This is a genomic window from Rhodococcus sp. MurmanLake-1 (genome assembly GCF_056945715.1).
Window position 1 is genome coordinate 74,258 of the sequence record NZ_JBWZNF010000019.1, and the last position, 12,616, is coordinate 86,873.

General features: G+C 62.0%; 11 protein-coding genes. 10 read left to right on the plus strand and 1 reads right to left on the minus strand.

Annotated elements, in window-relative coordinates:
- Positions 1-34 precede the first annotated feature (34 nt).
- The 6 genes from AC2ETI_RS30355 to AC2ETI_RS30380 all read left to right on the plus strand — a co-directional run bounded on the left by AC2ETI_RS30355 (position 35) and on the right by AC2ETI_RS30380 (position 4,547).
- The gene (locus tag AC2ETI_RS30355; protein WP_179154711.1) at positions 35-382 is read left to right on the plus strand and encodes a hypothetical protein; all 348 of its coding nucleotides are present in this window, start codon (positions 35-37) and stop codon (positions 380-382) included.
- Complete coding sequence (locus AC2ETI_RS30360) at positions 379-762, plus strand: hypothetical protein (protein WP_058037384.1); 384 nt, start codon at positions 379-381, stop codon at positions 760-762. The genes AC2ETI_RS30355 and AC2ETI_RS30360 overlap by 4 nt, the downstream gene beginning before the upstream one ends.
- Positions 759-1,682 carry a hypothetical protein gene (locus AC2ETI_RS30365; protein WP_058037383.1) on the plus strand — a complete coding sequence of 308 codons (924 nt, stop codon included), beginning with the start codon at positions 759-761 and terminating at the stop codon, positions 1,680-1,682. Before AC2ETI_RS30360 ends, AC2ETI_RS30365 begins: the two co-directional genes overlap by 4 nt.
- A 680-nt stretch (positions 1,683-2,362) precedes the next feature.
- Positions 2,363-2,737 (plus strand): hypothetical protein, encoded by a 375-nt coding sequence (locus AC2ETI_RS30370; RefSeq protein WP_058037381.1) that lies wholly within the window; start codon positions 2,363-2,365, stop codon positions 2,735-2,737.
- 186 nt (positions 2,738-2,923) lie between these two features.
- A complete protein-coding gene (locus tag AC2ETI_RS30375; RefSeq protein WP_058037380.1) occupies positions 2,924-3,871 on the plus strand; it encodes a C40 family peptidase in 948 nt (315 codons plus the stop codon).
- A gap of 304 nt (positions 3,872-4,175) precedes the next feature.
- Entirely contained in the window at positions 4,176-4,547 is a 372-nt protein-coding gene (locus tag AC2ETI_RS30380) for a hypothetical protein (RefSeq protein WP_253741196.1), read from the plus strand.
- Between the two features lie 639 nt (positions 4,548-5,186).
- Here the strand turns inward: AC2ETI_RS30380 and AC2ETI_RS30385 are convergent.
- The gene (locus tag AC2ETI_RS30385; RefSeq protein ID WP_058037379.1) at positions 5,187-6,041 is read right to left on the minus strand and encodes a phosphoadenosine phosphosulfate reductase domain-containing protein; all 855 of its coding nucleotides are present in this window, start codon (positions 6,039-6,041) and stop codon (positions 5,187-5,189) included.
- A 239-nt stretch (positions 6,042-6,280) separates the two neighbouring features.
- On the opposite strand from AC2ETI_RS30385, the gene AC2ETI_RS30390 reads away from it, so the two are divergent.
- From AC2ETI_RS30390 to AC2ETI_RS30405, 4 genes are read left to right on the plus strand one after another with little or no spacing between them, the layout of a single operon-like run.
- Positions 6,281-6,874, plus strand: coding sequence for a hypothetical protein (locus tag AC2ETI_RS30390; protein ID WP_253741194.1), 594 nt, complete (start codon positions 6,281-6,283; stop codon positions 6,872-6,874).
- Positions 6,871-7,284 (plus strand): hypothetical protein, encoded by a 414-nt coding sequence (locus tag AC2ETI_RS30395; RefSeq protein ID WP_058037377.1) that lies wholly within the window; start codon positions 6,871-6,873, stop codon positions 7,282-7,284. The genes AC2ETI_RS30390 and AC2ETI_RS30395 overlap by 4 nt, the downstream gene beginning before the upstream one ends.
- A complete protein-coding gene (locus tag AC2ETI_RS30400; RefSeq protein WP_058037376.1) occupies positions 7,284-8,162 on the plus strand; it encodes an RAMP superfamily CRISPR-associated protein in 879 nt (292 codons plus the stop codon). The genes AC2ETI_RS30395 and AC2ETI_RS30400 overlap by 1 nt, the downstream gene beginning before the upstream one ends.
- Entirely contained in the window at positions 8,150-8,884 is a 735-nt protein-coding gene (locus tag AC2ETI_RS30405) for a hypothetical protein (protein WP_058037375.1), read from the plus strand. Before AC2ETI_RS30400 ends, AC2ETI_RS30405 begins: the two co-directional genes overlap by 13 nt.
- Positions 8,885-12,616 lie beyond the last annotated feature (3,732 nt).

The window sequence follows — 12,616 nt, forward strand, 5'->3', positions numbered from 1 at the left end:
CGTCCAATTCGCGGAGTCCCGGCGATGGTGGAGAGTGCGAGCCACATCCGGCGATGGCAGGTTCGCGATCCTTACCAGCCCCTTCAACCTCCGCAGGGTCCCGTACTACACGATCCTCGACACCGAGCGCGGTGTGCGCGGCCCGGACGACAGAATCTTCTGCAGCGGTTACGAAGACGACGGCGACATCGCAGATCGGATGCGCGAGCTGATCGCCGGAGACATCCATGTGAGCCGCCGGCCGTCGAAATGCCTAGAGACCCGCGTCGTCGCGGTCCTCCCACCCACCGATCGGCATACCCCGGGGCCTATTCCGCCTCCTGACACATACGAACCCGTCTTCGAAACGGGACATGACACGACAGGAGTTTCCCGCTCATGACTCAGACATACCGCCCCGCAGAAGTTTTTCCCGACCCGGTCGAACGGCGGCTCCGAGCGATGCTCGCGGCCCTGGACGATGCCCTCGCCGGGATAGCCGATGCACGCGAAGAACTCCGAGGGCTCTACACCGGCCCGAGAACGTACCCCGAAGAGCTGGAACTGTTCCTCGCCGCGGAAGCCGACAATCAGGACATCACCACCCACCTCGCCGCCGCAGCCCGCGATATCCGTGCCGCGCTCGCGATCCTTCACAGCACCACAACCACGGCCGTGTCGAACTCCTCGACGTCGCTGCATCGACATACCCACAAGGTGACAGTTGCCGCTGACGTGAGGCGAACGAACAAGGCCCACATCGAAAGGGGACACCACAGATGACTGCCACCCGACCCGACGCCACCGCGCACCAGCACGGCACCGGATCCCTCACCCCTGCAGCGGAACCGTCAACAGGTTTCAACGCCGATAACCTCACAGCCGCAGACGAACTCGCGATCGACATCGGAAGAGTCGCGATCGAAGCCAGTGAAGGTGTCCCCTACGGCTCAGAGCTCGACGAGTTCTTCCTGGCAGCAGGAAAAGCTGTCTTCTACTGGCTACAGCTCAACGGTCACCGGCGCATCACCACTGAAGAGGCGGACGAGATACGACAGGTGTCGAATTGCGCGCTGCAGTACGGCAACATCGCCAGCCGAGAAGCCGCCCACAGTCTGCTCGCACGGTTCCTGGAAACCGAACCCGCCAAGGCGCGTCCCGATATCGGTACGGCAACCGCCGACAATGTCGGCGGTTCAGATGGTTCCGCCCCTGCCGAACCTGCGGAAGAGGAGACGAATGCGAAGGCGGTAACGCGGTGCCCGATCTGCTTCGGACTGAATGGGTCTCACAACACGATTCACGAGCGCTACCCGGCCGGCGGCGGCGGAACCAACAAACCCTGCCCGAACTCCCTGCCAGCCGTTACAGAAGAAGTGAAGACGCACTGCCGGTGCGTCACGCCGGACTGGTACCACGATGGGCTGGACTCGGATATCGACGGACGCCTGTGCCGCCGGTGCCGTCTGCGGCAGAACATCCCGTACAGGGATCTCGTCAACTCGCCGGTTGCCCGTACCGCAGTGTCAGCGTTCAGTGTCGCTGCACTAGCCCTACGAAACGCCGTGGAAGTACTGGACCCTCACGAAGGTGGGGATTGGGAGCACGCGTGGCGGACGATTGCAGATCTCGAAGACTGCGCCGGCCGCTTCGACGCAAGTGAGAGAACAGAAGTGAGGGAAAGTGGTCGAGAAAATCGCTAAGCATGGACGACGCGCTACGAGTCGAGCGAAACTGGGCACGCATGTCCTCAGTCCAGTCGGCCCCGAGAATTTCAGTGAGCACTACTACGGAGTGCGAATCACCAGTACCCCACTGGGCAGGCTGCGCGGGCTTTTCAGAGAGTGGTTTCTCGTTCCACCCGACTTTCATCCAGCGATACCGGTGTGCATCTACGGACATGGCGTCGAACCTAAACGTATTGCCGCGGCGATCAACCGGTACGCCCGCGAAGCAGAGTGGGAACGTCGGCCGACGTTGAGACAGATCATCGACGGGATCGACGAACGGTGGATCAGTGGCACTATGACGAACTCGGAAACAGGGTTGGTGGTGTACGCGCGGCTCTGCCTGAGATTTGAGGAGCGGATCCGTGGCGCAGTTCCTGTCACCATCATTGCTCCGGAGCCAGAGACCATGACAGTAAGGGCAACTGGCGGAGCTCTGGTGAATCCGGGAGTTGACAATTGACGATGTCGATCACCGTGAACTGTGATGCGTGTGGAACTACTCGAGAAGTTCCGGCGAACTACTTGTCATCGTGCAGTGTCGTGAGATCCGCGATCGAGCCAGGGTGGACACATTTCGTCGACGAGGACTACTGCTCGAATTGCGCTGCAGTGAGGGCGCAGACGTGGCCTCGAGAATCCGAGGGAGGGACTCCATGAGCATCACTGAAATTCGGCCACTAGGTGCCGTTGATGGGGTGAAGGCTCCTGTGTCTCACTCGATTCATGCGATTCCCGGTAACACCACGCTCGACGAACTCACGGAATTCGCGTGGAAGGATCTCTCGACTCCCGACAAGGCGATTGGTGCATACCGTTTGGTGTCTCTCGCCGATGACCCTGATGTGTGGGAGCAACTCGGCTCCCTCACTTACGCGCGATTCGTCGACGCCGGTGCATTCGCTGCCGTGTATTCCGAAGGGCGCTGGATACCGCTCTCGTGTGGGCAATGGCTGGTGCGCACACACGACGATGACCTCATCGTTGTCTCCGACGAGGACCTCCGGCTCGGGTACGAGTTACTCGGGTGAAAGAAAAAGAGCCGTCGGAGCGCTCGCCAGGGAGGGACGTTGACCTGGCCTTTTGTGCGTCGATTGCTTGCAGGCACCTGAGCTGTCCAGGTCCGTCTCTACTGTCCGGATCGCACTGAAAGTCCCCGCGGTCATCGAGACAGTTGTTCCCCTCGGCCGCACCAACATCCGGCAAAGGAAGACATCATGGACATCGCATCACTCATCGTCGGCGTCGCAGTAGCCGGCGCATCGGCAGCGCAGGGAGCTGGCGTAGAGCCAGTCATCACCGACACCATCACCTCGGTAGTCGAGGAACAGGCACCGGCTGCAGCCCAGTTCATTCCAGATCCGCAGCCGTACCTGGACCAGGCAACAACTGCCCTGACGCAGCTGCAGGAGCAGATTCCTCCTGCGTGGCAGTCCGGGGCGGAAAGTGCGCTACCCCCGGAACTGAAAGACGCTGCGGCGCAGATACAAGAGATCCTCCCGCCGCAGGCACAGGCTCTGATCCCCGACGTCGCCCTTCCTGCTCCAGGACCGGACTCGGTTCCGTCGGCCGTGGCGGCGCCAAACGGATCCGCTGTCGAAGACGCATCGGCGAATGACACGACACCTGCCGGCGGGCCTGCGCTTCTGCCCTCCGTGTTCAGCGCACAACCATCTAACGCTGCCGGGATACCCTCGCTCACAGGCCTGTTCGCACCGTCGGCGGTGCCGGATCTGAAGTTCGATCCCAACCTGCCTCGCAATGTCGAGTTCGCTCGCGCTGTCATCGAAGCTGCGATGCGGGCACTCGGACTTCCCTACCAGTGGGGCGGCGGTTTGTTGACCGGTCCGTCGATGGGCGATGGAACGGGCGGCCCGATCGCCGGGTACGACTGCTCCGGACTGAGCCGCTTCGCGTACTTCATCGGGAGCGGCGGAACCAAGGTGCTGCCTCGGACGTCGCAGGAGCAGTTCCGCGCCGGACACCAGATTCCGATGAGCCAGGCACAGCCGGGTGACCTGCTGTTCGGGAATTGGCAGGCTGACGGCGCCAATCATGTCGCGATCTATCTCGGCGAGGGCAAGATGATCGAGGCACCTCAGACCGGTCAATTGGTGCAGATCAGCGCAGTCCGTTCGGACATGATCCCGGCCAGGTTCCTCTGATGACGGACCTATTTTCCACTGTGAGTAACTGCGGGGCCGAGCGGCCAGGTCGCAGTGTTTCGACGCTGAGTGGTGTCGGGGCCGCAGCCCTGATCCCGGCGGCGCTGACGACGCTATTGATTCAGTGGGGGCCTGCAGCGGCGTCTGCGCTCACTCACAGTGGGAGGGGATGACAGTGACGGACGGCGCACCCGACAGCACAGTCGCAGGCCATTACGATTTGCGTAACGACAGCGGAGAACCTCAACAGAGCACCGCTGAGATTGATGCGAGCACAACCTCGAGTGAAGGAGATACCACTGCCATGACCGCGACAACGCCGTCAAGCCACAAGAAAGCGCTGGAGACAGCACGCAAGGCCGCAGAATCGCTGGCGCAGGAGGCGATTGCAACGAGAGTCGCTCTCGTCGGTGCGATCGGCGAGGCGGAAGCTGAGCTTGCTGCCATCGACGCGGCACGGGTTGAGGCAGAGGACACGATCCGCGTCGCCCATGAACGCGCCATCGCGGGCGGGTGGACCGTCAAGGAACTCGCCGCTATGGGATACAGCGCACCGAAAAAGAAGAAGGCCGCAGCGTCGAGTAAGCGATCCTCGACGGCGCCGGCAGAAAACACGGCCGCCGCGAATGCACCCCAGACGTCCGAACAGAATTCCGCGCACGACAGCTCGGCCTAAAACCGCAGACCACGTGCACCCCGGTCCGTCTACATCGGGACTCGACGCTGCGCCGCAAGAGCAGAGGAAACAGTCTGCCGGCGCCCCCCTTTCTGATCGATTTGTCGTAGCCCTCGGCTAATCTCGAATGTGCGACGAGCAACAGGTCGCCACACCGACCTAGACCGCAGCACCATCGGCGGTCCTGATCTTGTGAGGGAAGATTCCCCACGAGATTGGTCGAGGTGGCGACCTGCTGCTGTTTTGTCTCCGTAGTGAGAGGGCAACGCCGAGTTGCAAAGTGGGGTCGCGGACGGCTGCACATGTGTGGAAGATTTGGCGGGTCAACACGAACCCGCCAAATCTTTTAGGAGCTAATTCTCATGGTTACAGTTCAGGGTCCGACTTTTTGGGCTGACCGAGCTTTGTCGCGCGTCGACGAATCGGAGCACGTGATGGGAACGGACATGGAGCGCGCGAAAGTTATTGCGATGCAAGCACTGGTTTATGCGACGCTAGCGACCTCCACTGTCGAGGTCCAGGTGTGTGACTGAATTGGTGAGGGAATAGTGGTGCTTCCCTCGCGAAGGTGAAAACTGTTTGCGCGCAGTTCAATAACGCCGAAAGCGTAGCTCTTTTCGAGAGTATGTGGTTTCGAGGTCAGACGAATTCGCGGATGCGGGGGAGGACTCGGGCGAGTTCTTCGAAGAGTGCCGGCCATCCGCGTCTGAGTCTGGTGATGCGGCCGCGTTCGAGGAACGCTCCGTCGAGGATGTGTGAGACCCGTAGGTGCTGCTCGGGGGTGCCGAGGCGGCGGAGCTTGTCGTAGACGGGGTTGACGGGAAGGTCGTGCGCGGCGATGTGTGTCCAGATGTCTTCGCTGCTCCAGTTCCAGACCGGCCCGAAAACGTGTGTGCCGTCGGCTCGGTCGAGAGCACCGCCATGTGTTTGGCGCTGCTGCGCTGCTGTGGTGCAGCAGTCGGTGCATTCTTCGGTGACTCGGCTGCTGAGAGCGTTGTAGTACATCGACCAGCGTCCGGTTCCTTTCGCTGATTCGTCAGCACGTACACCCCAGATCTCTCCGGGTCCGTGAGTCTGATGTGCCGCGCGTGAGGGTGCTCCGATGAGAATGTCGCGGAGCGCTCGCGTTGTTGCTCGTGTGGGCAGGTGGTGATCCCATTCGCCGGAGTCCGCGAGGACGGTCAGAAGGGGCGGGTCGGCTCGGTGTACTTCGAGATTGAGGTTCCATGCGTCGGCGAGGTCGGCGATGTACTCGTAGGTCTGTGGGTATTCGAGCCCTGAATCGAAGAAGACGACAGGGATGTTCGGCTCGACCGCTGTGGTCAGGTGCAGGGCGACGAGTGAATCTTTGCCGCCGGAGAAGGCGAGATATCCGTCGTGGTTGTCGAGGTGTTCCTCGATGCGCTCTTTGATCGCGGCCAGGTTGGGACGTGGGCGCCGCAGTGCGCGCAGTGTGGTCAGATCTAGTCCGTCCGCGCGAGGGGTGCCACTCATATCTATGCCGCTTCCTGGGTGCTCGATGGGTATTTCTGGCGTTGTTGTCACACGCGGCCCTTGGGGCGGATCTTCCTGTGTATGTAAGGCCTCGAAGCCGATCCAATTCGGGGCACCTGCACAGGAGGAGGAGCGTGATGAAAGAAAAACTACAGGAGGTGACCTCGTGCGTAGAGGTCGTAGAGGCGGCGTTCGCATCGACGAGTGCATCGACGAATCGTTCATCTGAGAAGGGTTCTGTGCAGCTGGGGCGGTGTGCGCGCTGCGCGAAGGCCGACACACCGATCGAGCCCGCGCGTTCGGCGATCTCGCGAACTTTCACCGCATTCGACTCGTGGAAGGCTCCGACCGAGAAGGGGCTCTGCGCACCGTGCCGTTGGGCGTATCAGACCTCGGAGCTGCGAACCCGAATGCATCTGATCACCAACGCGCCGGCGATGACCGAACTGACGCAGCCGCGCCTCGCCCGGACCTTGTCGGCCCCGTTGACGTCGGAGATCGCGCTGGTGGTGCCGTTGCGTCGCCCGGCCCGCAAACACATCCTGGCGCACGCCCGGTGGGGTGCCGTTGCCGTCGAAGACACCTGCTTGCCGTGGTCGGATCGCGATGTCGCAGCAGCTGCCGCGATGCGCCGGCTGCGCTCTCATGGCTTCGGTGAACGCATGCTCGGCGAGAGTGCAGCCCCGTATGCAGTGCTTCGCACAGTGCCGGCGCGTCGGTGGCCGGCGATCTTCGAGGACTGGGATCACCTGTCCCCGTACCGCCGCGTCGACCGATGGTGGGCGTTGGCGCTGTTGGCCACGAAACCGTCTCGTAGTAAGGCGCACGCATGACGACGCCGACAGACCGCTGGCTCGCTGCCGCCCCCGCAGGCCTCCCACAACTGCAGGGTGCGGAGAGTGTGGCCGAGCGGCTGCTGTTGCTGTTGCACTACGGCGTGGACTGGGATTCGTGGGTGGGCCGACGCCGGGCGACGTACTGGACGCAGCATTTGCCGAACCGAGTCCGCGTCGCGACGTATGTCGGAGGAGCCGACCTCGATCGTTGGTGGTCAGTGGTCTCACGCTCGCTCGAATCCGAGCCGCGAACTACCGATGAGCGGCTGGAGTTGGCAGCTCTTCTGCGGGCCGACTCGGAGCCGGTTTTGACGCTGCTGCGGGAGCGTCCCACGGCGTATGTCCTGCGCACCCGCATCGTGGCCGAATCAGTTGCCGCTGCCCGCGCCGCGAGGAAGGTCAGCTGATGCGTTCGACCGTGAGATGGGATGTCGAACTGACTGCCCTGTCGTCGATCTCGCAGAAGGGCGAGGAGTCGGAAACGACGACGACACTGTTTCGCCGCGAACCGATCCTGCAGCCCGACGGGAGGAAAGTGCTGGTACCGGTCGTGTCGGGGAACTCGCTGCGGGGAGCATTGCGACGCACCGCCGAGGAGTTGTTCCGCGATGTGATCGGTTACGAAGGACAGATACCTCTCTCCGCGGCGCACGCACTGCGCAACGGCGGCAACCTGAGCAAAGTCGCCGGCGACTCACTGACCGGCCGCCGGCGTCAGCGCCTGCGCGAGTTGGTCCCGCCGATCAGTCTATTCGGAGGCAACGGAGGCGGTGCGCCGCCGATCGACGGATGCCTGAAAGTCGGCAAAGTCGTTCCCCGAGTGAAGGAAACAGAATCGATCATGAGCAGGCCCTACCCGGGAGTGCTGATGTCGCAATTCGAGCTCATGTCCCTGGAAAGTTACAGCCGCTTCGACGACGCCGGCACCAAGTCCTTCCCTGCGCCCTTCGATGCCGACGCCGTGCCCGGTTCGGGAACTTCGGCGCATCAGACGTCGATGTTGATGCGCTTCGAGGTCGAGACGCTGCCCGCAGGAACACATTTCGAGACATTCCTGAGGCTGGACCGGGCAACCGACCGCGACATCGCCTTCTTCAGTGACGTGTGGGAACGATTCTCGCGAGACGGCTTCCTGGGTGGGCGTAGCGCGATCGGGCACGGCAGAGTCCGCGCAGAGTCGGAGCTGACCGTGTTGACCGGCCCGGGACCGCAGGTGGCGGACTGGCGAGCGGAACTGGAACCGCTACGAGAAGACGTGATCGAGGCACTGGGGTGGCTGACGTGAACGCAGGCACTGCCTTCGCTCCCTTCCTGGTCAGGGCCCATCTCTCGTCCGGGTTGGCACATGCGAGCCCCTGGGGGATCGCGTTGGACGGCATCCTCGCTGCGGAGCTGTGGGCCGACCACAAAGCAGGCGCCCTCGACCGCGGCGAATACGTGCCGGCGCTCTCGCCGGAGAAGGCCCCGCCGGATCTCGAATTGCCTCTTGCGCGTTGCACTCTGGCGGGTGCGGACTGGCATTGGTGCGCGACGTGTTCGTTCCCCGAAGACCCGGCCGGAGATCCGGTGGTGCGGCACTGGGCGAGCAGAACTGATCACCGAGGGCTCGAGGAACTCGCGTCGAGCGTGCCGGCAGTGATCTCGGATCGGCAGGGCCGCTACCGGGCGAGGTACATGCCGTTGATGATCACCAACTCTCGCACTGTCACCTGGCGCGGCGTGGGTGACCTGACGGCCGTCGCGGCAATATTGTCCGGTCTCGATGTGATCGGGAAGAAGCGCGCACACGGTGAGGGTCGCGTTCTGCGGTGGGAGTTCGAGAACCGTGCAGGTGAGGATCCCTGGAAGTACTCGCATGAGCACGCCGACGGCACGCTGGGACGCACGACACCGGCCCCATGTGTGGCCTCGCGAGATGCGCCGGTCACATCGGGGTTCGGGCTGGCAGGTGTTCGTCCGCCCTACATGCACCGGACGCGCATGCGCGAACTTCACCTTCCCCGGTAACTGTTCGACTGCGGGATTGGTGGGCCTGTTACTCGATGCGGGTACCAGGTCGTATGCGTCGAATTTTGCCACTCGACGGGCGAGGGCTCGGTCGGCTGGTCTGGTGGGGGTGGTGCGACGAGTGTGAGGACCTGTTTGGGAGCAGCACCGCGGTCTGAGAAGGGGTGCCGGACGTCCTCGGGGATCGGTTCGTTGCTGAGGATGGCAGACACGTAGGCGGGGAGTTCAGCGCGGTCGAAGATCCTGATTCGCTGTTCCGCGAAAAGCTCGTCGGAAGATTCGCGCCGAGATATGGCAATCTTCTGCGCGTCCTTCCATTCTTCGGGCAACCCCGGTCTCTCTACCCGCTTCCAGTCGTCGAGGTAGTGGCGGTAGTTCCGCGTGAACCAGTCCTGGCTTTGTGCAAGGGCTTTCATTGTCGCGGAGTTGACGAGCAATGAATATGCCGCGCTGGTCGAATCGAACGTGCCAAGCGAGTTGCTGTTGTCATCTTGCATAACTGTCCACTGAGCAAATTGCATGAACGTCAGCGGGGAAGGCCTCAGCGGGGAAGGCCCTGGTGGCGGTGGCACGGCGTGTGTGGCGACACGGTCGTTTGCCAGGCACGACCAGGGGAGCGTGTACTCACGGATCGCGGCTAGGGGGACATCATCGATTAGACCCTTGGTACGTGGGAACCGCTTGAGAAATACATCTGCGCTGACAGCAGTGATTCGGTCACCGGAGGGACCGAGGCAGCATCTGTGATCGCTGTACCGGACGCCGCGAGTCGCAGGGTTGTAGAGAGCGCATACAGGCTTCGCGCGCCGTGGTTGCGGGTGTGTAAAGGTCGAGTAGGTCGATCTGCTGCATGCCGGAAGATCGAATTGTGTGCTTCATCTTGTATTTTCCAGCCGGGTGCGCCGGGTGCGCCGGGTGCGCCGGAGGCGTTTGAAGCTTCTTGGCCTGGATGACAAGGTGAAACCATTTACTCGACCCGTCCGAGATCCACCATTCCCAGTCCGCACCGTAGCGGGATTCCTCTCTGCGGTTGAAGGCTCCGACGTGGAGTTCGGGAATGGTTTTCGTGAGGTTCAGCAAGATCCGCTCGGTGGTTCCTTCTTCACCTTGGCGGATGTTGTGAAGTTCTCCGTCCCTGAAGTTTCGGCCGGCGCTTTGTGCGTTCCTGAACAACGCTGTTGCGAGCCGCGTCATGACTGGGCCAGGCGTGGAAGAAGTTGGAGTTGGCACGTGTATCCCGTCGGTTGGTTGGGCCGCCGGACAAGGGTTGCCGGCGTCAGAGGATCGCATGTCTGGGAGCGAACGCTTAGAAATCTACCGGTCGTTTTGCAGTACATAGAAGTGCACTGATCTGGTAGGACGCGCGCTTCGCGTCCACGATGTGAAAGTCGAAAAGGGCGGTCGGCCTTCCGCTCCGGTTCACGCAGTTCCAGGTCCCTCGCTACCGTTCGCCCGTCAATCCGAGAGGTCGATGTGTAGAGGAGATGTGGTTTCGATGACCATCACCGAGATTCACCCGGGCGATATCGCTGGGAATGTCGATTGGCAGGAGCGGGCAGTGTGCCAACGTACTGATTCCGAAGCATTCTTTCCTGAACCCGGATAAGCTGTCCGGTCGGCGATACGGGCCTGCGCAGGATGGCGAGGTTCGTGTCGACTGCTTGGCATTCGCATTGGCGAACGAGCTTCGGTCTCGCAGAGCCCGCACATCTCGAACAGATCGTTCACGAGTCTGAGAGATTGGCCGGTTTCGATGCCGTGTTCGTCCCCGGAGGACATGCTCCACTCGTCAACCTACCGCACCGGGACGCTTTCAATGACGATGAACTCAACGTCGACTTCGGGGCACTCCTGGCTTACTTCCACGCCCGAAACCGTCCCACCGGACTGATCTGTCACGCGCCCGCGGCACTCGCAGCGGCTCCGAAGATCGACGGTTGGTGGATCTATGTCGGTTGCCGGATGACGTGCTTCAAGACAGTGGTCGACACCATGTTCTCGGCGATTCCCGCTGGCCCGGTGCTTTCACGGCCACTTGAGGATGGATCCGACACAACTGCTGCGTTCGTGTGGAGAGGAAGTCGAGCAAACTGCACTGCCGATGGGGAGCAAGGTGGTCGAGGACCGAGAATTGATGACGGCCAGGACCCTTACTCAGCCAAAGTTCTGGGCACCGCATTCGTAGAAAGTTCGCATTCACGGCTGTAGGGACGGAGAACCATGTCGGCGTATCGACCTGAGGACTGGGCAGACACCTCTTTGCCACGGTAGCCGGAGCTGTCCTGACAGGTCTATTGTTTTACTGCCCTTTCCCCTTGGGGCCTCGCCGCATTTTGGAAAGCCCCCGAGCGCGGGGGTCGTGCCCGCGAGGCACTGTTCAAATTGGTTGCGGTCCTCGTGATCGGAGTGCTTACGTTGGTGCCGAATCAAGGCGGCACTGTTCTTGGTGTTGAGCTCGTCGCTGTATCCATCGTAAGGGGGTCGCGTAGGGGGGGCACGACTACAGAGCCAGGCGATCCGCGAGATTCCGAATGATCAACGCCTGCAATGGCCGATGTGCATCCTCGTCCTGGATCTCGCGACTCGTGCGAGCAGCGTTGGCTCGTAGCCGCCGTCGTGACATACCTCGTCTGGTCCTGAGCAAAAGCGTGGCAATTGATCGCGTCCGCTCCCCGCGTTTCGTGACCGGCATGGAAAGCGTGACCTGCCTGAAAAGACAGTGCCAACAACAAGCAAGTGCGGTGGCGATAACGTATTCGGACGTAGCTTCCGGATCGCTTCGTCGGTATCCCACACGTGCTGGGGCATCGCTTCGGCCGGCAAAGGTCCTGCCCACCGGTGCGGCACGCGGCTGTCGACCCGAAGGAGGCCCCGTACGACCTGGCTGTTCGCGTCGGCTCCGTCGGCGGCGGTGGCCGAGGCCGGCTGGAGCTGACGCGGACGACTTCGGGTCGTGTCTGGGGTTGGTCGACGGTTTGCCGTCGCTTTAATCTGCGGTTGACCGCTAACGGTGACCTGGAACGTTCGCCGCTGGGCGTGGGGGAGCGACAAAGTAGACCGCGATGGCTCGCACTCGCCAGGTAGCGTGCCCGAGCCCTCGATCCAACCACTCGGCTAGGACCTGCGTAGGTTCGGGCGTGCACGAGGTCGCCTTCCGCTCTCTTTTGAATCTTGTTCCACGCTGTACTTTTCCTGGCAACGGGAGGGGCTTGAGGAAGTTGCCCGAAGTGCCGCAATCCTTTTGTGCCAACTGTCTTTTCGCCTGCTGCGCTCGCTGCGCAAGTGGGCTCGGTGGTCGGTCTTTTCGATTCGGGCCCGTGACTTCGGATCGTTGAGCATGGCCGCATCTGTCGTGTGCTTGGTAGCTGATAGCGGGTGTGGACTTCGGCCCGCCTCAACGGCATCAACGTCGGCGGCTACCTTCGGTGGCCCCGATAGGCCGGGTGGTGATCGCTGGGCAGCATGTCGCGTGCCGCTCCGGTGTTGAGAGACGGATAGATCCGTTCAATGCAGGGCTCGTGGCGACCGAAACACCCCATCACCTCACTAAATATGATCTACTTCACAAACTGTTGGGCAATACGCTACTTTAGTTCAACAAATATACGAAGTATCGATTTTGTAGACCGCCGATTTCGGCGAATCGAGAGGCGCACTGATGGGCAAGCAACGGGCAACGGACTACGACGTACTGATCGTCGGATCCGGGTTCGGCGGAAGCGTGAGCGCGCT

Coding starts and splice junctions, on each gene's coding strand:
- AC2ETI_RS30385 (WP_058037379.1), bottom strand. CDS start 6,041: ATGAGTGGCACCCCTCGCGCGGACGGACTAGATCTGACCACACTGCGC.
- AC2ETI_RS30375 (WP_058037380.1), top strand. CDS start 2,924: ATGGACATCGCATCACTCATCGTCGGCGTCGCAGTAGCCGGCGCATCG.
- AC2ETI_RS30400 (WP_058037376.1), top strand. CDS start 7,284: ATGCGTTCGACCGTGAGATGGGATGTCGAACTGACTGCCCTGTCGTCG.
- AC2ETI_RS30395 (WP_058037377.1), top strand. CDS start 6,871: ATGACGACGCCGACAGACCGCTGGCTCGCTGCCGCCCCCGCAGGCCTC.
- AC2ETI_RS30365 (WP_058037383.1), top strand. CDS start 759: ATGACTGCCACCCGACCCGACGCCACCGCGCACCAGCACGGCACCGGA.
- AC2ETI_RS30380 (WP_253741196.1), top strand. CDS start 4,176: ATGACCGCGACAACGCCGTCAAGCCACAAGAAAGCGCTGGAGACAGCA.
- AC2ETI_RS30360 (WP_058037384.1), top strand. CDS start 379: ATGACTCAGACATACCGCCCCGCAGAAGTTTTTCCCGACCCGGTCGAA.
- AC2ETI_RS30370 (WP_058037381.1), top strand. CDS start 2,363: ATGAGCATCACTGAAATTCGGCCACTAGGTGCCGTTGATGGGGTGAAG.